Origin of the sequence: Rhodanobacter thiooxydans (assembly GCF_030291135.1) — a bacterium.
Classification (GTDB): domain Bacteria; phylum Pseudomonadota; class Gammaproteobacteria; order Xanthomonadales; family Rhodanobacteraceae; genus Rhodanobacter; species Rhodanobacter thiooxydans_A.
Window position 1 is genome coordinate 3144896 of sequence record NZ_CP127409.1, and the last position, 18605, is coordinate 3163500.

The window sequence follows — 18605 nt, forward strand, 5'->3', positions numbered from 1 at the left end:
GGAGGCTCCGGTGATGGTGATGGACAGCGACTCAGGCGTCATCGGATGGCACGGCCGAGGAGCGGCGGCGCCAGCGCAGGACACCCAGCACCAGCACGAACAACACCGCCGCGGCCGCCATGCCCATGAACAGTCCGACATCGAAGGCATCGTGGCGACGGAAGGCGAACCACCCCACCACGGCGATCAACCCGGCGACCAACAGCAGGCGCCAGCGCAGCGGCATGCCGGCGTCAGCGCCGGCGCAGGTCAGCTCACTACCGTAATGGCGCGCCACCCACCACCGCGCCGCCTGATAACCGATCAGCAGCACCGGAAACACCCAGATCAGGATCGAGCCATCCAGCACCACGACTCCCGCTGCCGCCAGGAAGCCGCCGACCAGACTGGCCACGCCGACGAGCGCGGTGGATGCACCCAGTGCGACGAGATGCGTGCGCTGCTCCAGCTCGTCGGCATGCCACACCCGCTGCGCCATCTGCCAGATCACGTAAAGCACTGGCAGCGTGGGCAGCAGCGCCAGCACCACCTTAAGCGGCACACTGGCCGTGCCGCGCACCAGCGGCCACGCCATTAGCAGCACGGCGACATACAGCACCATCGCCAGCGCCACCCGGCGCTGGTAACGCCTTTCCGTAAAACGTGGCATCTCCCATCCCCTCCTGCGTTTCGCCTGGCGGCCGGCGCCGTACACGCGTGGCACCCCGCTGGCCATGTCAAGCGACCTTGACAAGCACAGGATAGGCAGGCTGCCTCGCTCGTGTCAAGGTCACTTTACAAAAGGGCTTTCAGATCCCCAACCCATGATCGCCACGCATGAAGATGGCATGATGACGGTGTGAGGGATAAGTGACATAGTTCGCAGTTTGAAGTGCCAATTTTTGTCAGGGGAAACTGACAAATCATGCGAAAAGCGTTGCCCTTCTTCAACTCTGCCAGTCCCACGACCGGCCTGACAGCTTTGAGTAACCGTTTACGTGCAAATTCTGGCACGCCGCTTGCTTTAAGCGGTCAGCCGCCTCAGAAGCCACGGCAGGCATTCGATGTCCGGGGGGACTCCCGAAACTGCAACAGACGCCGGTCGGATCTCCGGCCAGCCAGTCCGACGCTACCCGCTGCTGCCATGCAAAACCATCACTCGTACGCACCTACAGGAATGATCGACCCATGAACAAGACCCTGCTTTGCACCGCCCTGGTTGCCGTCACCGCCGCCCTTGCTCCGACTGCCCAGGCCGCCAGCAGCGGCACCATCAGTTTCACCGGCACGGTGCTCGCCGATACCTGCGTCATCAAGATCAACAACAGCGCGAGCAACGTCGTCGCCCTGCCGACCGTCATGGCGGCGGCATTCGGTTCGGCAGCGGGCAACGTGGCCGGCTCCACCAACTTCACCGTTGACCTGAGCAACTGCGACACGAATACCGCGAGCGCCAACATGGCGTTCACCGCCGGCACCAGCATCGACAGCACCACCGGCAACCTGAAGAACGCCACCACCGGCGGCTCGAACGTGGAGATCGAGCTGTTGAACGGCAGCGCTGCGATCAATACGTCGACCCAGGCCAATGCCCCGGTCATCACCGTCACCGGCGGCGCGGGTTCCGCTTCGCTCACGGCGCAGTACATCTCGACTGCCACGGCAACCACGGCTGGCCTGGTCACCTCGTCGGTCGGTTTCACGATGACCTATATGTAAGCAGGCACCGACGCGCTGCAGCCAGGGCGACGTGGCTGCAGCGGTCTTGCTGCCGTCGCCGCGATGTCTTCGATTTTCACGGATACCCTGATGAAAAGCCTGCTCTGCGCCATTGGTGCAGCCTTGATCGCGCTTGGCGCCACCATCGGCCCCGCCCACGCCAGCGTCGTGATTGCCGGCACCCGCGTGGTGTTTCCGGCGGCCAACGGCGAGGTCACCGTGCGCCTGAGCAACGCCGGCAACCAGCCAGCCCTGATCGAGGCGTGGATCGACAGCGGCAACTCCGACTCCACTCCCGACAGCGCCAAGGTGCCCTTTCTGATCACGCCGCCGCTGGCGCGCATGAACGCGGGCAAGGGCCAGAGCCTGCGCATCATCTACACCGGCCAGCCGCTGCCAGCTGACCGCGAGTCGCTGTTCTGGCTGAACGTGCTGGAGATTCCGCCCAAGCCCACGGCGAAACCGGGCGAGGAACAAAACACGCTGCAGTTCGCCGTGCGCTCGCGGCTCAAATTCTTTTTCCGCCCGGCCAACCTGGCCGGCGATCCCTCCACCGCAGCTCGCGACGTCACCTGGCACGTGGTCGCGGATGGCAGTGGCTACGCGCTGGAGGCCCGCAACCCCACGCCGTACCACATCACCTTCAGCAAGCTGTCGCTGAGCGTCGACGGCGTAGCGTATGCGCCGGACAGCGGCATGGTGGCGCCACTGTCGTCGCTGCGCCTGCCGGTCAAGCGGCTCGTCCATGCGCCGGCCGCGGGCAGCACGGTCGACTACACCGTCATCAACGACTTCGGTGCCGCCGCGTCCTACCAGGGCAAGATCGCGCCGTGAGCCGGTCGCGCGCCAGCGCTCCGGCGGCGATGCGCCGCCAGCTGCTGTCGGCGCTGATCGGCTTGGCCTTGTGCGGCTGGTGCGGTCACGCCGTGGCCGCGACGACCGCCGCCGGCCCGAACGCGGACGCCAGCACGCCGGCCGTCGACGCCATGGATGCCAGCTTCGACCGCAGCATGCTTTCCGGCGCAGGGCAGAACACCACCGACTTGTCCCGCTTCGAGCGCGGCGACTTCGTGCCAGCCGGCACCTACAGCGTCGACATCTACCTCAACGACCGCCCCGTCGGCCGCAGCAACGTGCGCTTTGCGGCGACATCGGCCGATGCCGCCGCCACGCCCTGTGTCACCCAGCCCCTGCTCGACAGGCTGGGCCTGCACCCGACCGACCTGTCAGCCCGGACCACCGCCGATCTGGCCGACGAAAAGGTCTGCGTCGACATGGCCCGCGTAATTCCCGGCGCCAGCATGGCGTTCGAGATGTCCGACCTGCGCCTGGACACCAGCGTGCCGCAGGCCTCCCTGGGGCTGATGGCACGTGGCTACGTCGACCCGAAATACTGGGACTCCGGGGTCAACGCCGGCCTGCTCAACTACAACTTCAACAGCTATCGCACCAGCAGCCACGGCCTGTCGCAGACCTCGTCGTATCTCGGCCTGAACGCCGGCCTGAACCTGGGTCGCTGGCACCTGCGCCACACTTCCTCGCTGGGCTGGCAATCCGGCACCGGCGGCGTGGGTTCCGGCCACCACTGGCAGAACATCGCCACCTACGCGCAGCGCGACCTGCCGGGAATGCGCGCGCAGCTGACGCTGGGCGATGCCTGGACCAGCGGTGAGATCTTCGACAGCATCGGCCTGCGCGGCGTGCAGGTGGCCACGGACGACCGCATGCTGCCGCAGTCGCAGCGCGGCTACGCGCCCACCGTGCGCGGTATCGCCGACAGCAATGCCAAGGTGACCGTGCGCCAGAACGGCATGATGATCTACCAGACCACGGTGGCACCGGGCCCGTTCGTCATCGACGACCTCTACGCCACCGGCTACGGCGGCGACATCGAGGTCAGCGTGACCGAGGCCAGCGGCCGCGTGCACACCTTCTCGGTGCCATACGCGTCGGTGCCGCAGCTGTTGCGCCCGGACGTCACCCGCTTCAGCGTGGCCGCTGGCCAGCTGCGCGACACGTCGATCGAACACAAGCCGAACGTGGTGCAGGCTACCGTGCAGCGCGGCTTCTCCAACCTGCTGACCGGCTATGCCGGCGCGGCTGGCTCGCAAGGCTACGCGGCACTGCTGCTGGGCGGCGCGCTGAACACGCGCTATGGCGCGTTCGCCGCGGACGTCACCGGCGCGCGCACGCGTATCCCGGGCCTGAACGCGATGTCCGGCCAGAGTGTGCGCCTGAGCTACAGCAAGATCCTGGCACAGACCGGCACCTCGCTGACCGTGGCGGCCTACCGCTACTCGACCAGCGGTTTCCTCTCCCTCGGCGATGCCGTGCGGGCACGCGACTATGCCCGCCGCGGTCTGCCGGTATTCGCCAGCGGCCCGGCCCAGCCGCTGACGATCAACGGCGTGCCGCTCTCCAACCTGCTCACGCCGGCACAGCAGGCCGCGCTGGCGGGCGTCGACTACCGCGACTTCCTGACGCCGAACGGCGTCGATCGCCAGCGCAACAACTTCAGCCTCACCCTCAGCCAACGGCTGGGCAGCCGCGGCGGCTCGCTCTACGTCAACGGCTCGGCCCGCGACTACTGGAACCGCGGTGGCACCGACACCCAGTTCCAGGTTGGCTACAACAACGCGATCGGCCGGGTCAGCTACAACCTCTCGGCCGCCCGCGAACGCGACCTGTTCGGGCGCAGCGACAACCGCTACATGGTCAATCTCACGATTCCGCTGGGCGACGATTCGCATACCCCCATCTTCACCGGCAGCCTCGCCCGCGATGGCAACGGCGGCATGCAGGAGCAGGCCACGCTCAACGGCAACGCCGGGGTCGACAACCGCTTCTACTACGGCGCCACCGCGACGCACGACAGCAGCAACGCCACCGGCAGCACCGGCAGTACCGGCAGCATCAACGCGGGCTACCGCGGTACCCACGCGCTGCTCAACGCCGGTTTCGGCATGGGCAGCGGCTACTCGCAGGCATCGCTGAACGTGACGGGTGGCATCGTCGCGCATCCGGGCGGCGTCACCTTCGGCCAGCCGCTGGGCGACACCGTGGCCATCGTGCAGGCGCCCGGCGCTGCTGGAGCACGCGTCGGCAACGCGGCCGGCGTGCGCATCGACGACGCCGGCTACGCGCTGGTGCCCTATGTCACCCCGTACGTCCTCAACACGATCGACATCGATCCCACCGGCCTGCCGCTGGACGTGCAGCTGGACAACACCAGCGCCCAGGTGGCACCGCGCGCCGGCGCCGTGGTGATGGTGAAGTTCAAGAGCGAGAGCGGGCGCTTCGTGCTGATCCAGACCCACCTTGCCGACGGCAAGACCCTGCCGTTCGGCGCGGAGGTGCTGGACGAGCAGGGCCAGGTGGTCGGCGCCGTGGGCCAGGCCGGGCGCATCATGGCGCGCGTCTCGCGGCAGACGGGGCACCTGGGCGTGCAATGGGAGGACGCGGCGGGCAGCGCGCACCACTGCGCGTTCGCCTACCGGGCGCCCCCCGCCACGGCCGGCACCGACCGCTACGCCACACAGGACGCCAGCTGCCATGAACCCGGCGCCACGCCAGCCTCCGAGGTGAGCCATCATGAATAGACCACCTCGGCCGCCTGTGCTGTACTCGATCCGCGCACGCCTCGCTCGCGGCGCCGCCGTGCTCGTGGCCGTGGCGTTGCTGGCACTGGCGCCCGGATGGGCGCATGCCTCCGGCTGCACGGGCACCACGTCGGCTACCTACACGGTGTCCGTGCCGTCGACCCTCGTCAACGACCCCAATATCGCCGCGGGCACCGTGCTCTACACCTCGGCCCCCACCCCGATCAGCACTCCGGTCACCTACTACTGCAACGGCCAGGGCAACGGCTGGGGACTGGTGGCGCCTTCCGGCGCCCTCCTGCCAACCAACACGAACCTGTTCCCCACCAACATCACCGGCGTGGGCTACCGGGTACTGGAAAACGGTGTCTATATCACCGCGTACCCCTACGCCCAGAGTCGGGACAACCAGGCCGTATACACCGAGTCCGGCTCGGTCACGATCGAGCTGGTGAAAACCGGCCCGATCGCCAACGGCGGCTCCCTGCAGGGCCCGCTGGCCGCCCTCAGGGCAGGCGCCACCAATTTCATTACCTACGCAACGATCAACCTGGCTGGTTCCCTGACCTTCACCGCACCCGCCTGCCAGGTCAGCACCAGCAACATCACCGTGAACCTGCCTACGGTCACCAGTCAGGCCTTCGGCGGCGCGGGTTCGGTCGCCGGCACCACTCCATTCCAGATCGGACTGACCTGCTCCAGCGGCGCGGTCGTCCGCATCACCCTGGACACCGCCACGCCGGTCGCCGGCAAGCCGGGCGTGATCGCGCCATCGAGCGGCAGCGCCGGTGGCGTTGGCGTGCAGGTGCTGGATTCATCGGGGACGACCCCCGTGCAATTCGGCGTCGCCCAGACCATCGGCGCCACGCCGAACGGCGCACTCTCGGTGAACTATTTCGCCCGTTACTACCAGACGGGAAGTGCAGTGAGCGCGGGCCTGCTTGGCGCCACGGCGACCTTCACGCTCTCGTACCAGTAGGTTCCGCGCTCAATCGTAGGTGCGCGTGACGAGCCTGGCCATGACCTTGCCGCCAGGGGCCACCGGGGCATAGCTGGCGAAATAGTCGAGCAGGCGGTCGTGACCGCGATTGGCTGTGGTCAGGTCAACCACTTCGTGGGTAAAGGTGGGACCGACGTCGGCGCCGGCGCGATGACCGCAGCCCAGGCGTTGCCCGGCCGGGTCGGTGGCAGCGGAGGACATCGCCGGGGCAAGCTGCTCGGTGGAGCAGGTTGGCTCCACTACAGCACCGGCAAAGTTGATGCGCCCACTTTGCGCCCACGCTCCCGACATCGCCAACGCGACGAGCGAACCAACCAACCAACGATGCTGATTGCGCATGTGCCATCCCTCGCAGCGCACGGAACCACGCGCGCCTGAAGGTGTTTTCGGCGCCGCCCGCGCAGGCTTTATGGCGCACGGTGACCGCAGTCCCGAAAATGCGAACCACGTCACGCTTTTGACGCCACCGGTTTCCTGGGGAGGCAGTCTGGCGAAGGGATAGTGAACGGCGCGGCTGCGCTCGCGGGAGACTTATCGACACGGCGCTAACAAACCTGAGGACGTTCGCGGCCATGCCCCCCGGCTCCGGGAACACGCCGCAACCCCCGCTCAGCGCGACGAAATGTACTTCTCGCGCCGGATCTGCGGCACCGGCAGGCCGAACTCCTTCAGCGCGTTGAACGCGGCATCGACCATGTTGGGGTTGCCGCACAGGTAGGCGATGTCGCGGTCGGCGCGCGGTCCGAGTTCGGCCAGCACGTTCTGCACGTGGCCGCTGCGGTCGGTGGGGCGCGGCGTGGCGCGGGCTTCGCGGCTGAAGCAGCCGTGGAAGAGGAAGCCGGGGTGGCTTTGCGCGAACGCTTCAAATTCCTCGCCATACAGCAGTTCGGCTTCGCTGCGGGCGCCATACAGCAGCACCACTTCGCGGTCGCCGCTCGCCAGCAGTTTTTCGATCTGCGGCAGCATGGCGCGGTACGGGGTGACGCCGGTGCCGGTGGCGAGCAGCAGGTAGCGCGGATGGCTGTCGGTCTCCTGCAGGCAGAAGCGGCCGTAGGGGCCGCTGGCGTCGATCACGCCGCCGACCGGCAGTTCGCCAAGCAGTTTCGTCGCCGCGCCGCCGTCGACGTAGCTCACCGCGATCTCGATGCGCCCGACTTCCACGGGCGCGCCCGGCGAGTTGCCGTCGCCGACGGTGGCGACCGAGTAGCTGCGCTTGGTGGCCGTGCCGTCGTCGTAGTGGAAATGCACCTGCAGGAACTGGCCGGGCTGGAACGCCAGCGGCCGGCCGTCGACGCGCTCCAACACCAGGTGGCGCACCGCGGGCGCGAGCATGCGGCTGTCGACGAGACGGAGCTGGAAGTGGTCGGCCATGGAGGGTTTCCGGAAACGGTGTGTGCCGTCCGGCAGGGCCGGACGACGGGATGTAGCCCGCTATAATAAGGGCTAACCCCCTCGGTGCAGCCCATGTCCCCGCAGTCCCAAGATACGGCCCCGGCGCTCGTCGTCGACAACCTGCGCAAAACCTACGCCAATGGCGTCGAGGCGTTGAAGGGCATCAGTCTCACCGTGCAGCCGGGCGACTTCTTCGCCCTGCTTGGCCCGAACGGCGCCGGCAAGTCCACCCTGATCGGCATCCTGTCCTCGCTGGTGAACTCCACTTCCGGCGACGCACAGGTGTTCGGCGTGTCGGTCAACAAGGATCGCAGTGCGGCGATGCGGCTGATCGGCCTGGTGCCGCAGGAGATCAACTTCAACCAGTTCGAGAAGCCGTTCGACATCTGCGTCAACGAGGCGGGCTTCTACGGCATCCCCCGGAAGATCGCCGCCGAGCGCGCGGAGAAATACCTGAAGGAGCTGCGCCTGTGGGACAAGGCGCAGATGCAGGCGCGCACGCTGTCCGGCGGCATGAAGCGGCGGCTGATGATCGCCCGCGCGATGATGAACGAGCCCAGGCTGCTGATCCTCGACGAGCCCACCGCCGGCGTCGACATCGAGATCCGCCGCTCGATGTGGCACTTCGTCAGCGGCATCAACGCGGCTGGCACCACGGTGATCCTGACCACGCATTACCTGGAGGAAGCCGAGTCGTTGTGCCGCAACATCGCGATCATCGACCACGGCACGATCATCGAGAACACCAGCATGAAGCGCCTGCTGGCGACGCTGGACGTGGAGACCTTCGTGCTCGACGTGGCTTCGCTGCCGGCCGCGCTGCCGAGCATCCCCAACGTCACCCTGCGCCGCCGCGACGAGCACACGCTGGAGGCCGAGATGGCCCGCTCGCATGACCTCAACTCGCTGTTCGCGACGCTGTCCACGCACGGCATCATGGTGACCTCGATGCGCAACAAGACCAACCGGCTGGAGGAGCTGTTCGTGCGGCTGGTGGAGAACGGCCGGCACGCACCGGGCCAGGAGCGCGCCGCATGAGCAGCAATGCCGCCGCCAACCTGGTCGCCCTCAACACCATCGTGCGCCGCGAGATCGTGCGCATCATGCGCATCTGGACGCAGACGCTGATCCCGCCGGCGATCACCATGACGCTGTACTTCGTGATCTTCGGCAAGCTGATCGGCAGCCGCATCGGCACCATCCAGGGCGGCTTCACCTACATGCAGTACATCGTGCCGGGCCTGGTGATGATGAGCATCATCACCAACAGCTACGGCAACATCTCCAGCTCGTTCTTCGGCGCCAAGTTCAGCCGCGCGGTGGAGGAGATGCTGGTGTCGCCGATGCCGAACTGGGTGATCCTGACCGGCTACGTCGCCGGCGCGGTGGTGCGCGGGCTGGTGGTCGGCGTGCTGGTGCTGCTGATCGCGTTGTTCTTCACCGACCTGCACGTGATGCACCCGCTGATCACGTTCGCCTCGGTGCTGCTGGGCGCCACCATCTTCTCGCTGGCCGGCTTCGTCAACGCGGTGTACGCGAAGAAGTTCGACGACATCGCGCTGGTGCCGACCTTCATCCTCACCCCGCTGACCTACCTGGGCGGCGTGTTCTATTCGATCAACATGCTGGGTGAGCCGTGGCAGGCGATCTCACGCGCCAACCCGATCCTGTACATGGTCAACGCGTTCCGCTACGGCGTGCTCGGCATCAGCGACGTACACGTGGGCTGGGCCTTCGTGGTGATGCTCGGCTTCGTGGCGGCGCTGTCGGTCGTGGCGCTGCAGCTGCTCAAGCGCGGCGTCGGCCTGCGCTCGTAAGGCATGCGCGTCAACAAATACATCAGCGAAGCCGGCCTGTGCTCGCGCCGCGAGGCGGACGAGTGGCTCGCGGCCGGGCGCGTCAGCATCAACGGTGAAGTGGTCGGCACCGGGGCCAAGGCGCTGGAAGGCGACGAGGTGCGGGTGGACGGCGAAGTCGTCAAGGCGCGCCTGCTGGCCGCCACGCCGGCGGCGAAGAAAGCCATCTACATCGCGCTGAACAAGCCGGTCGGCATCACCTGCACCACCGACCAGAGCGTGTCCGGCAACATCGTGGATTTCGTCGACCATCCGCAGCGGATCTTCCCGATCGGGCGGCTGGACAAGGATTCCGAAGGGCTGATCCTGCTCACCAGCAACGGCGACATCGTCAACGAGATCCTGCGCGCGGAAAACCACCACGAGAAGGAATACCTGGTCGGCGTAAACAAGGCGGTCACCGACGAGTTCCTGGCCGGCATGGCGCGCGGCGTGCGCGTGCACGGGCAGATGACCAAGTCCTGTCGCACCCGTCGCATCGCGAAATTCGGCTTCTCGATCGTGCTGACCCAGGGCCTGAACCGGCAGATCCGGCTGATGGCTGCCGCGTTCGGCTATCGCGTCACGCAGCTGCGCCGTGTGCGCATCGACAACGTGAAGCTCGGCCACCTCAAGCCCGGCCAGTGGCGCAACCTCACCGAAGCCGAGCTGAAGGGCCTGCTGCCCGGCCGCACGCAATGGTGATCGCGTCGCCCCGCGAACGCCGGATGTAGGGCGGGCACTGCCCGCCGGCTCTTGCGGTTCCGGGAAAAAACGGCAGGCGGTGCCCGCCCCACGAACACCCCGCGGTCAGGCCGCCGGCAAAGTCTGCAGATCCCAGCGCGGGCGCACCTGCACCGTTTCATCCTGCCGCTGACCGCTGGCCAGGCGGATCGCGCCGGCCAGCGCGATCATCGCGCCGTTGTCGGTGCAGAAGTCCAGCCGCGGAAAATACACCCGGAAGCCGTCCTTTTCGCCGACCCTGGCCAGCTCGCTGCGCAGGTGGCGGTTCGCGCCCACGCCGCCGGCGATCACCAGCCGCTGCGTGCCGGTGGCCGCCAGCGCACGCCGGCACTTGATGACCAGCGTATCGACGATCGCCTCCTCGAACGCGCGGGCGATATCGGCGCGGGTCTGGTCGGTCTGGTCGGACTTCTGCCAGGCCAGCAGCACCTGGGTCTTCAGGCCGGAAAAACTGAAATCCAGCCCCGGCCGGTCGGTCATCGGCCGCGAGAAACGGAAGACGCCGGCCGTACCCTGCTGGGCCAGCCTGGCCAGCGCCGGACCGCCGGGATAGGGCAGGCCCATCAGCTTGGCAGTCTTGTCGAACGCCTCCCCGGCGGCGTCGTCCAGGGTGTCGCCCAGGATGGTGTACTGGCCGATCGCCTTGACCTCGACCAGCATCGAATGGCCGCCGGAAACCAGCAGGGCCACGAACGGCGGCTCCGGTGGATCGGCCTCCAGTAATGGCGCCAGCAGGTGGCCCTCCATGTGGTGCACCCCGATCGCCGGCACGCCCAGCGCCCAGGCCAGCGCGCGCCCCGCGGACGCCCCGACCAGCAAGGCGCCGACCAGGCCCGGACCGGCGGTATAGGCCACCCCGCCCAGGTCCTGCACGGTCAGCCCGGCCTGGGCCAGCGCCTCACGGATCAGCGGCAGCAGCTTGCGCACGTGGTCGCGACTAGCCAGTTCCGGCACTACCCCGCCGTAATCGGCGTGCAGCTTGATCTGGCTGTACAGGGTGTGCGCCAGCAGGCCGCGGCCCGGCGCGTCCGGCTCCCAGCGCAGCAGGGCCACGCCCGTCTCGTCGCAGGAGGTCTCGATGCCCAGCACGGGCTTTGAAAATTCGTCAGTTTCCACGGTATACTTCGCGGCTCGCCCTGTTCAACAGTCCCGTCACCGGGGCAGATTACCACTCGGAGTTTCCATGCCCAACGTAAAAGTTCGCGAGAACGAGCCGTTCGAGATCGCACTGCGTCGTTTCAAGCGTACCTGCGAAAAGGCCGGCGTTCTGGCTGAAACGCGCAAGCGCGAGTTCTACGAAAAGCCGACCCAGGAGCGCAAGCGCAAGCGTGCCGCCGCGGTGAAGCGTCACCTGCGCCGCCTGTCGCGCGACGTCTCGCGCAAGGTCCGCCTGTACTGAGTTTCCGCTCACCGCCTGTCGGTGGGCCGCCCGCGTCTTCACGCGGCGCATGCAGGAAACACGGTCGGCGCGGGTTCTCGCAGCCGCCGCCAGCACTCCGGATTCGACATTGGCCGGTGTTGTCCCAAGGGCAACGCCGGCTTTGTCGTTTCCGTAGAATGACCACCTGACCACGAGGCCCCCGCCATGACGCTCAAGCAGCAGCTCACCGAAGACATGAAGACCGCCATGCGCGGCGGCGACAAGCACCGGCTGGGCGTGATCCGGCTGATGCTGGCGGCGATCAAGCAGCGCGAGGTGGACGAGCGCATCGAGCTGGACGACGTGCAGGTGCTCAGCGTGCTGGAGAAGATGCTGAAGCAGCGCAAGGATTCGGTCAGCCAGTTCGACGCTGCGGGCCGCGACGACCTCTCGGCGATCGAGCGCGCCGAGATGGTGGTGATCGAAACCTACCTGCCGAGCAAGCTCAGCGACGCCGAGATCGACGCGCTGGTCGCCGCCGCGATCGCCGACACCGGCGCCAGCTCGCCGCGCGACATGGGCAAGGTGGTGGCCGCAGTGAAGGAAAAAGCCGCCGGCCGTGCCGACATGGGCGTGGTCTCGGGCAAGATCAAGGCGCGCCTGGCCGGCTGAGGACGACGCCGCGGCCGGTCCGCCCGCATCGGCGCCATCCGTCCGAACCTCCCCGCCGGCAACCGACTAGACTAACGGGCTTATGCGCGGCCTGATTCCCGACAGCTTCATCGACGAACTGCTTGCCCGCGTCGACATCGTCGACGTGATCGAGCGGCGCGTGCCGTTGAAGAAGGCCGGGCGCGAGTGGACCGCCTGCTGCCCGTTCCACAACGAGCGCACGCCCTCGTTCTACGTCAGCCCCGCGAAGCAGTTCTTCCACTGCTTCGGCTGCGGCGCGCACGGCAGCGCGGTGAAGTTCCTGATGGACTACGAGCGGCTGGAGTTTCCCGACGCGGTGGAGGAACTGGCGCAGACAGTGGGCCTGACCGTGCCGCGCGAGGGTGGCCGCGAGGAGCGCCCACGCGAGGACAAGACCGATCTGTACGCCCTGCTGGATGCCGCCGCGGCCTGGTACGAAGGCGAGCTGCCGCGCAGTGCCGACGCCCAGGCCTACTGCAGGAAACGCGGCCTCGACGCGGAGACGATCCAGCGCTTCCGCCTCGGCTGGGCCCCGGCCGGCTACGACGGCGTGATCAAGGCGCTGGGCAACACGCCACGGCGGATGGAGCTGCTGAACGAGGCCGGCATGGTCGCCTCCAGCGAGCGCGGCAGCAAGTACGATCGCTTCCGCGAGCGGCTGATGTTCCCGATCCTCGACCGCCGCGGTCGGGTGATTGCGTTTGGCGGAAGAGTGCTCAGCGCCGAGCAATCCCCCAAGTACCTCAATTCCCCCGAGACCCCGCTGTTCCACAAGGGCCGCGAGCTGTTCGCGCTGTGGCAGGTGAAGCAGGCCAACGCGAACCTGGCACGGATCGTGGTGGTCGAGGGTTACATGGACGTGATCGCGCTGCACCAGGCGGGCCTGCCGATCGCGGTGGCCACGCTGGGCACGGCGACCACGCCGGAGCACACCGAGGTGCTGTTCCGCGCCGCGCCGGACGTGGTGTTCTGCTTCGACGGCGACCGTGCCGGCCGCGCCGCGGCGTGGAAGGCGCTGGAATCCGCACTGCCGCGGCTGCGCGACGGCCGCCAGGCGTACTTCCTGTTCCTGCCCGACGGCGAGGACCCGGACTCGCTGGTGCGCAAGGAAGGCAAGGCCGGCTTCGAGCAGCGCATCAAGGAAGCGATGCCGCTGTCGGACTACTTCTTCAACGAGCTGTCGCACGACGTCGACATGGCCAGCCTCGACGGCCGCGCCCGGCTGGCCGAGCGCGCCCGCCCGCTGATCGCGAAACTGCCCGACGGCGCGTTCCGCGACCTGATGGCGCAGGAGCTGGAGAAACGCAGCGGCGCACGCGCGATGCTGCAGGCCGATCCGGCCGTGCGCCGCGCCGTGCAGCGGCCGACGGCGGTACAGCGCAGCCTGGTGCGCAGCGCGATCTCGCTGCTGCTGGCGCAGCCGGGTATGGCCGACCAGGTGGAGCGGCCGTACCGCTTCCTGCGCCTGGACAAGCCCGGCGTGGAACTGCTGGCCGAACTGCTGGACCTCGCCCGCGCGCGTCCCGGCATCAATTCGGCGATGCTGGTGGAGCACTTCGCCGAGCGGGCGGAGTATCCCTCGCTGCAGAAACTGATGGCGGCGCTGGCGGTGGGTGAGCCCGAGGCGCAGCGCGGCGAATTCTTCGACGCGCTGGCGCGGATGGAAGACCAGGCCGTCACCCAGCGCCGCGACGCACTCACTGCGAAAAGCCGCGAGAGCACGCTGGACTCCGCCGAGAAGGCGGAGTTGCGCGAGCTGCTGGCCGCCCGGGTGCGGCCGCCGGTCACCCCGGCCTGATCGCGATGACCTGCCGCCTGCCGACAGCAGCCCTGCGTCAACCCGCCACGCCGGCCATGGATGGCCATCCGACTGTGGGATCATGGTCGGCTGCGGCCCGGCAGGTTCCGCATGACGCGCAAGGATACTGATGGATCTGCTGCAGCAACTGGTGACGATCTTCGCCGAGAACGGCTACGTGGCCGTGTTCATCGCGCTGATGATCTGCGGTGCGGGCTTGCCGCTGCCGGAAGACATCACTCTGGTCGCCGGCGGCGTGATCGCCGGGCTCGGCTACGCCAACGTGCATGCGATGGTCGCGCTGGCGATGTCCGGCGTGCTGCTGGGCGACTCGGCGATCTTCCTGCTCGGCCACCACTACGGCGCGCGCATCCTGCAGTGGCGCTTCGTGGCGCGCGTGCTGACGCCCTCGCGCTACGCCAAGGTGCAGGAGAAGTTCGACCAGTACGGCAACCGCATGCTGTTCTTCGCGCGCTTCCTGCCCGGCATGCGCACCACCGTCTACCTCACCGCCGGCACCACCCACCGGGTGTCGTTCCTGCGCTTCCTGCTGATCGACACGCTGGCCGCGCTGATCAGCGTGCCGTTCTGGGTCTACCTCGGCTACTTCGGCGCCGACAACCACGAATGGCTGGTGAAGTGGATGCACCGTGGGCAGAGCAGCCTGTGGGTGCTGGTCGGCATCCTCGCGCTGGTCCTGCTGGTGCTGTGGTGGAAGCACCGACGCCGCACGCGCTGCGGGCTGGACTGAGCCGCCGGCATGTCGTCGCGTCGCGCCGGTCCGGACAACTTCACCCTCGCCCTGCTCGCCACCGTGGCGCTGGCCTCGCTGCTGCCGTGCCGCGGCGGGACCGCGCGGGCGTTCGACGTGATCACCGACGCGGCGATCGCACTGCTGTTCTTCCTGCACGGCGCCAAGCTGCCGCGGGCCGCAATCGTGCAGGGGCTCACTCACTGGCGGCTGCACCTGACCGTGTTCGCCAGCACCTTCGCGCTGTTCCCGCTGCTGGGACTGGCGTTGCAGCCGCTCGGGCACGCGCTGCTGACGCCGCAGCTCTACCTCGGCGTGCTGTTCGTGTGCACGCTGCCGTCCACCGTGCAATCGTCGATCGCGTTCACCTCGATCGCCGGCGGCAACGTCTCCGCCGCGGTGGTCAGCGCCTCGATGTCGAACCTGCTCGGCATCGTGCTGACCCCGCTGCTGGTCGGCCTGCTGCTGGCCAGCCACGGCGGCGGCGCCTCCTGGCACGGCGTGCTGGACATCATACTGCAACTGCTGCTGCCGTTTGCGCTCGGGCATGCCGCGCGACGCTGGATCGGCGGCTTCGTCGACCGCCACAGGGCGCTGCTCGGCTATACCGACCAGGGCACCATCCTGCTGGTGGTCTACACCGCGTTTAGCGCCGCCGTGGTCGGCGGCTTGTGGCGCGATACGCCGCTCTCCGCCCTGCTCGCCACCCTGGCGATGTGTGCATTGCTGTTGGCGCTGGTGATGCCCACGCTGACCTGGACCGCGCGCCGGCTTGGCTTTTCGCGCGAGGACGAGATCACCATCGTGTTCTGCGGTTCCAAGAAGAGCATGGCCAGCGGCATCCCGATGGCGAAGATCCTGTTCGCCGGCCAGCTCGGCGGCCTCGGCGCGCTGGTGCTGCCGCTGATGATCTTCCACCAGCTGCAGTTGATGGTGTGCGCGGTGGTGGCACGGCGCTACGCCATGCAGGGCCACCACCGCGTCGTCGAGGACAGCCGCGAGGCCGACTGAGGCGACCCGCGGGCGTGGCCCGCCGCTACAGCCAGCGCCCGTATCGGCGGATGTAGATCACCTTCACCAGCTGGGTCAGCGCGCAATAGGCCAGCACGGTGGCCGCCAGCCATGCGTAGTACACCGGCGGCATTTCCAGCATGCCGAGCTTGTGGCCCAGCCCGGTATACGGGATCAGCATGCCGATCGCGATGATCGCGGTGGTCAGCCCCAGCACCGGCGCGGCCGCGCTGCTCTGCAGGAACGGGATGCGGCGCGTGCGGATCATGTGCACCACCAGGGTCTGGGTGAGCAGGCTCTCGATGAACCAGCCGGACTGGAACAGCGACTGGTGCGCCGGCGTGTTCGCGCCGAACACGAACCACAACAGCGCGAAGGTGGTGATGTCGAACACCGAACTGGACGGCCCCACCAGCAGCATGAAGCGGCCGATGTCGCTGGCGTCCCATTTTCGCGGCACGCGCAGGTACTCCTCGTCCATGCGGTCGAACGGGATCGACAGCTGCGAGATGTCGTACAGCAGGTTCAGCACCAGGATCTGCAGCGGCAACAGCGGCACGAATGGCAGGAACACGCTGGCAATCAGCATGCTCAGCACGTTGCCGAAGTTCGAGCTGGCAGTCATCTTGATGTACTTGATGATGTTGCCGAAGGTGATGCGGCCTTCCAGCACGCCCTCCTCCAGCACCATCAGGTTCTTCTCCAGCAGGATGATGTCGGCCGACTCCTTGGCGATGTCGGTGGCGGTGTCCACCGAGATGCCAACATCGGCATCGTGCAGCGCCGACGCGTCGTTGATGCCGTCGCCGAGGAACCCCACGGTATGGCCCTGGCGCTGCAGCGAGCGCACCACCGCGGCCTTCTGCAGCGGCGACATCTTGGCGAACACCGTGGTGCGCTTCACCAGTTCGTCCAGCGCCGCCTCGTCCAGCGATTCGATGTCGCGGCCCTGCACCGAGTGGGTGACGTCCAGCCCCACCTCGCGGCAGATCTTGCGCGTCACCGCCTCGTTGTCGCCGGTGATGACCTTCACCTCGACTCCGTGCTGGTGCAGGGCGTTGATCGCGGTGGCGGCCGAGTCCTTCGGCGGATCGAGGAAGGCGAGACAACCAACCGCGGTGAGCCCGTTCTCGTCGGCCACGCTCCAGGCGCGCTCGGCCGCCGGTTCGCGGCGCACCGCCACCACCAGCACGCGCAGGCCGTCCTCGTTGAGCCGGTGCGTCATCGCCTTGATCTCGCGGCGGCGCTCGTCGGTCATGGCCTCCACCCTGCCACCCACCTGCGCGAATGCGCAGATCGCCAGCATCTCCTCGACCGCGCCCTTGCAGATCAGCAGGTGCTCGCTGCCGCCGTTCGCCACGACGACCGACATGCGCCGGCGCTGGAAATCGAACGGGATCTCGTCCACCACGCGGTAGCGCGCCGCGGTCGGCTCCAGGTCGCGGTGCTCCAGCACCGCCTTGTCCATCAGGTTCTTCAGGCCGGTCTGGAAGCGGCTGTTGAGGTAGCCATACTCCAACGCCTCGTCGCTCTCCTCGCCGTCGAGGTCGAGGTGGCGCTCCAGCACGATCTTGTCCAGCGTCAGCGTGCCGGTCTTGTCGGTGCACAGCACGTCCATCGCGCCGAAGTTCTGGATCGCGTTGAGCCGCTTCACCACCACCTTGCGCTTGGACATCGCCATCGCGCCCTTGGCGAGGTTCGCGGTGACGATCAGCGGCAGCATCTCCGGGGTGAGGCCCACCGCCACCGACAGCGCGAACAGGAACGCCTCCCAGAAACCCTGCTTGTACCACTGGATGCCCAGCACCACCGGCACCATCACCGCCATGAAGCGGATCAGCAGCCAGCTCACCGAGTTCACGCCGCGGTCGAAACTGGTCTGCACGCGCTGGCCGCTCATGCTGTGCGCCAGCGAGCCGAGGTAACTGCGCGTACCGGTGGCCACCACCACCGCGCTGGCGGTGCCGGAGATCACGTTGGTGCCCATGTAGCAGACGGTGGGCAGATCCAGCGGATTGCCGACCGATTCGACGCCGTGCGCATGGATCGGCGCCACCTTCTCCACTGGCAGCGATTCACCGGTGAGGATCGCCTGGCTGATGAAAAGGTCCTTCGCCGTGAGCAGGCGCAGGTCGGCGGGCACCATGTCGCCCGCACCCAGATGCACGATGTCGCCCGCCACCAGCTCGCCCACCGGCACCTCGATCTGCTCGCTGTGGCCGTCGGAGGCCTGCCGCGTCACCGCGGCAGTGTTGCGCACCATCGCCTTCAGCTCCTCGGCCGCGCGCGAGGAGCGGTACTCCTGGGTGAAGGTCAGCACCACGCTGATACCCACCATCGCCGCGATGATGATCGGCCCAGTGAGGTCGCTGTCGTCGGCGAACAACTGCACGCCGGCCAGCACCAGCAGCACGATGATGAAAGGATTCTTGAACGCGCGCAGCAGCTGCAGCGACCAGTGCGGCGGCTTCTCGTGCGAAACCTCGTTGGCACCGTCGCGATGCAGCCGCTCGGTGATCTGCGCCTCGTCGAGGCCGGCCGGCGTGCTATCCAGCGCGGCCAGCAGCGCCTCGTTGTCGCGGAACGCCTCCTGCGCCACCGCCACGTGCAAGGGCGCCGACGCGCCCTTCTCGGCCGTCCTTGAGAGGGCGCCCTGGATGGATTGCTTGATCATGACCCGCTTCCGTGAATTCGCTGATGCCTGCCGCCGGGGCGAGTCCGCGG

At 67.7% G+C, this 18605-nt stretch carries 17 protein-coding genes; 12 read left to right on the forward strand and 5 right to left on the reverse strand.

Annotated features, from left to right (window positions below):
* Nucleotides 1-31: 31 nt before the first annotated feature.
* Nucleotides 32-649 carry a hypothetical protein gene (locus QQA13_RS14530; RefSeq protein ID WP_108471725.1) on the reverse strand — a complete coding sequence of 206 codons (618 nt, stop codon included), beginning with the start codon at nt 647-649 and terminating at the stop codon, nt 32-34.
* 518 nt (nt 650-1167) lie between these two features.
* On the opposite strand from QQA13_RS14530, the gene QQA13_RS14535 reads away from it, so the two are divergent.
* The 4 genes from QQA13_RS14535 to QQA13_RS14550 all read left to right on the forward strand — a co-directional run bounded on the left by QQA13_RS14535 (nt 1168) and on the right by QQA13_RS14550 (nt 6276).
* Nucleotides 1168-1698, forward strand: coding sequence for a fimbrial protein (locus QQA13_RS14535; RefSeq protein ID WP_108471726.1), 531 nt, complete (start codon nt 1168-1170; stop codon nt 1696-1698).
* A gap of 90 nt (nt 1699-1788) precedes the next feature.
* Complete coding sequence (locus QQA13_RS14540; RefSeq protein WP_108471727.1) at nt 1789-2532, forward strand: fimbrial biogenesis chaperone; 744 nt, start codon at nt 1789-1791, stop codon at nt 2530-2532.
* Complete coding sequence (locus tag QQA13_RS14545) at nt 2529-5297, forward strand: fimbria/pilus outer membrane usher protein (RefSeq protein ID WP_234411326.1); 2769 nt, start codon at nt 2529-2531, stop codon at nt 5295-5297. Before QQA13_RS14540 ends, QQA13_RS14545 begins: the two co-directional genes overlap by 4 nt.
* Entirely contained in the window at nt 5290-6276 is a 987-nt protein-coding gene (locus tag QQA13_RS14550) for a fimbrial protein (RefSeq protein WP_108471728.1), read from the forward strand. The genes QQA13_RS14545 and QQA13_RS14550 overlap by 8 nt, the downstream gene beginning before the upstream one ends.
* Before the next feature lie 9 nt (nt 6277-6285).
* Here QQA13_RS14550 and QQA13_RS14555 read toward each other — a convergent pair whose 3' ends face one another.
* A complete protein-coding gene (locus QQA13_RS14555; RefSeq protein WP_159082184.1) occupies nt 6286-6636 on the reverse strand; it encodes a hypothetical protein in 351 nt (116 codons plus the stop codon).
* A gap of 270 nt (nt 6637-6906) precedes the next feature.
* Nucleotides 6907-7668, reverse strand: coding sequence for a ferredoxin--NADP reductase (locus QQA13_RS14560; protein WP_108471730.1), 762 nt, complete (start codon nt 7666-7668; stop codon nt 6907-6909).
* 93 nt (nt 7669-7761) lie between these two features.
* Here QQA13_RS14560 and QQA13_RS14565 point away from each other — a divergent pair, with 93 nt between their 5' ends.
* The 3 genes from QQA13_RS14565 to QQA13_RS14575 are packed head-to-tail and all read left to right on the forward strand — an operon-like array spanning nt 7762 to nt 10229.
* Nucleotides 7762-8727 carry an ABC transporter ATP-binding protein gene (locus tag QQA13_RS14565; protein ID WP_108471731.1) on the forward strand — a complete coding sequence of 322 codons (966 nt, stop codon included), beginning with the start codon at nt 7762-7764 and terminating at the stop codon, nt 8725-8727.
* Nucleotides 8724-9506 carry an ABC transporter permease gene (locus QQA13_RS14570; RefSeq protein WP_108471732.1) on the forward strand — a complete coding sequence of 261 codons (783 nt, stop codon included), beginning with the start codon at nt 8724-8726 and terminating at the stop codon, nt 9504-9506. The genes QQA13_RS14565 and QQA13_RS14570 overlap by 4 nt, the downstream gene beginning before the upstream one ends.
* A 3-nt stretch (nt 9507-9509) precedes the next feature.
* Nucleotides 9510-10229 (forward strand): pseudouridine synthase, encoded by a 720-nt coding sequence (locus tag QQA13_RS14575; protein WP_108471733.1) that lies wholly within the window; start codon nt 9510-9512, stop codon nt 10227-10229.
* A gap of 105 nt (nt 10230-10334) precedes the next feature.
* Here QQA13_RS14575 and tsaD read toward each other — a convergent pair whose 3' ends face one another.
* Nucleotides 10335-11384 (reverse strand): tRNA (adenosine(37)-N6)-threonylcarbamoyltransferase complex transferase subunit TsaD, encoded by a 1050-nt coding sequence (gene tsaD, locus QQA13_RS14580; protein WP_234411327.1) that lies wholly within the window; start codon nt 11382-11384, stop codon nt 10335-10337.
* 67 nt (nt 11385-11451) lie between these two features.
* Here tsaD and rpsU point away from each other — a divergent pair, with 67 nt between their 5' ends.
* From rpsU to QQA13_RS14605, 5 genes are all read left to right on the forward strand, one after another.
* Nucleotides 11452-11667 (forward strand): 30S ribosomal protein S21, encoded by a 216-nt coding sequence (gene rpsU / locus QQA13_RS14585; protein ID WP_007081639.1) that lies wholly within the window; start codon nt 11452-11454, stop codon nt 11665-11667.
* A 186-nt stretch (nt 11668-11853) separates the two neighbouring features.
* Nucleotides 11854-12300 carry a GatB/YqeY domain-containing protein gene (locus QQA13_RS14590; protein ID WP_108471734.1) on the forward strand — a complete coding sequence of 149 codons (447 nt, stop codon included), beginning with the start codon at nt 11854-11856 and terminating at the stop codon, nt 12298-12300.
* A gap of 82 nt (nt 12301-12382) precedes the next feature.
* Nucleotides 12383-14119, forward strand: a complete 1737-nt coding sequence (dnaG, locus tag QQA13_RS14595; protein ID WP_108471735.1) for a DNA primase — start codon at nt 12383-12385, stop codon at nt 14117-14119.
* Nucleotides 14120-14249: 130 nt separating this feature from the next.
* A complete protein-coding gene (locus QQA13_RS14600) occupies nt 14250-14870 on the forward strand; it encodes a DedA family protein (protein WP_108471736.1) in 621 nt (206 codons plus the stop codon).
* Between the two features lie 9 nt (nt 14871-14879).
* Nucleotides 14880-15881, forward strand: coding sequence for a bile acid:sodium symporter family protein (locus QQA13_RS14605; protein ID WP_108471737.1), 1002 nt, complete (start codon nt 14880-14882; stop codon nt 15879-15881).
* Nucleotides 15882-15906: 25 nt separating this feature from the next.
* Here the strand turns inward: QQA13_RS14605 and mgtA are convergent, their stop codons facing one another.
* On the reverse strand, nt 15907-18555 hold the full coding sequence (gene mgtA / locus QQA13_RS14610; protein WP_108471738.1) for a magnesium-translocating P-type ATPase: 2649 nt from the start codon (nt 18553-18555) through the stop codon (nt 15907-15909).
* Nucleotides 18556-18605: the final 50 nt, after the last annotated feature.

Coding starts and splice junctions, on each gene's coding strand:
- QQA13_RS14530 (WP_108471725.1), bottom strand. CDS start 649: ATGCCACGTTTTACGGAAAGGCGTTACCAGCGCCGGGTGGCGCTGGCG.
- QQA13_RS14535 (WP_108471726.1), top strand. CDS start 1,168: ATGAACAAGACCCTGCTTTGCACCGCCCTGGTTGCCGTCACCGCCGCC.
- QQA13_RS14540 (WP_108471727.1), top strand. CDS start 1,789: ATGAAAAGCCTGCTCTGCGCCATTGGTGCAGCCTTGATCGCGCTTGGC.
- QQA13_RS14550 (WP_108471728.1), top strand. CDS start 5,290: ATGAATAGACCACCTCGGCCGCCTGTGCTGTACTCGATCCGCGCACGC.
- QQA13_RS14555 (WP_159082184.1), bottom strand. CDS start 6,636: ATGCGCAATCAGCATCGTTGGTTGGTTGGTTCGCTCGTCGCGTTGGCG.
- QQA13_RS14560 (WP_108471730.1), bottom strand. CDS start 7,668: ATGGCCGACCACTTCCAGCTCCGTCTCGTCGACAGCCGCATGCTCGCG.
- QQA13_RS14565 (WP_108471731.1), top strand. CDS start 7,762: ATGTCCCCGCAGTCCCAAGATACGGCCCCGGCGCTCGTCGTCGACAAC.
- QQA13_RS14570 (WP_108471732.1), top strand. CDS start 8,724: ATGAGCAGCAATGCCGCCGCCAACCTGGTCGCCCTCAACACCATCGTG.
- QQA13_RS14575 (WP_108471733.1), top strand. CDS start 9,510: ATGCGCGTCAACAAATACATCAGCGAAGCCGGCCTGTGCTCGCGCCGC.
- rpsU (WP_007081639.1), top strand. CDS start 11,452: ATGCCCAACGTAAAAGTTCGCGAGAACGAGCCGTTCGAGATCGCACTG.
- QQA13_RS14590 (WP_108471734.1), top strand. CDS start 11,854: ATGACGCTCAAGCAGCAGCTCACCGAAGACATGAAGACCGCCATGCGC.
- dnaG (WP_108471735.1), top strand. CDS start 12,383: ATGCGCGGCCTGATTCCCGACAGCTTCATCGACGAACTGCTTGCCCGC.
- QQA13_RS14600 (WP_108471736.1), top strand. CDS start 14,250: ATGGATCTGCTGCAGCAACTGGTGACGATCTTCGCCGAGAACGGCTAC.
- QQA13_RS14605 (WP_108471737.1), top strand. CDS start 14,880: ATGTCGTCGCGTCGCGCCGGTCCGGACAACTTCACCCTCGCCCTGCTC.
- mgtA (WP_108471738.1), bottom strand. CDS start 18,555: ATGATCAAGCAATCCATCCAGGGCGCCCTCTCAAGGACGGCCGAGAAG.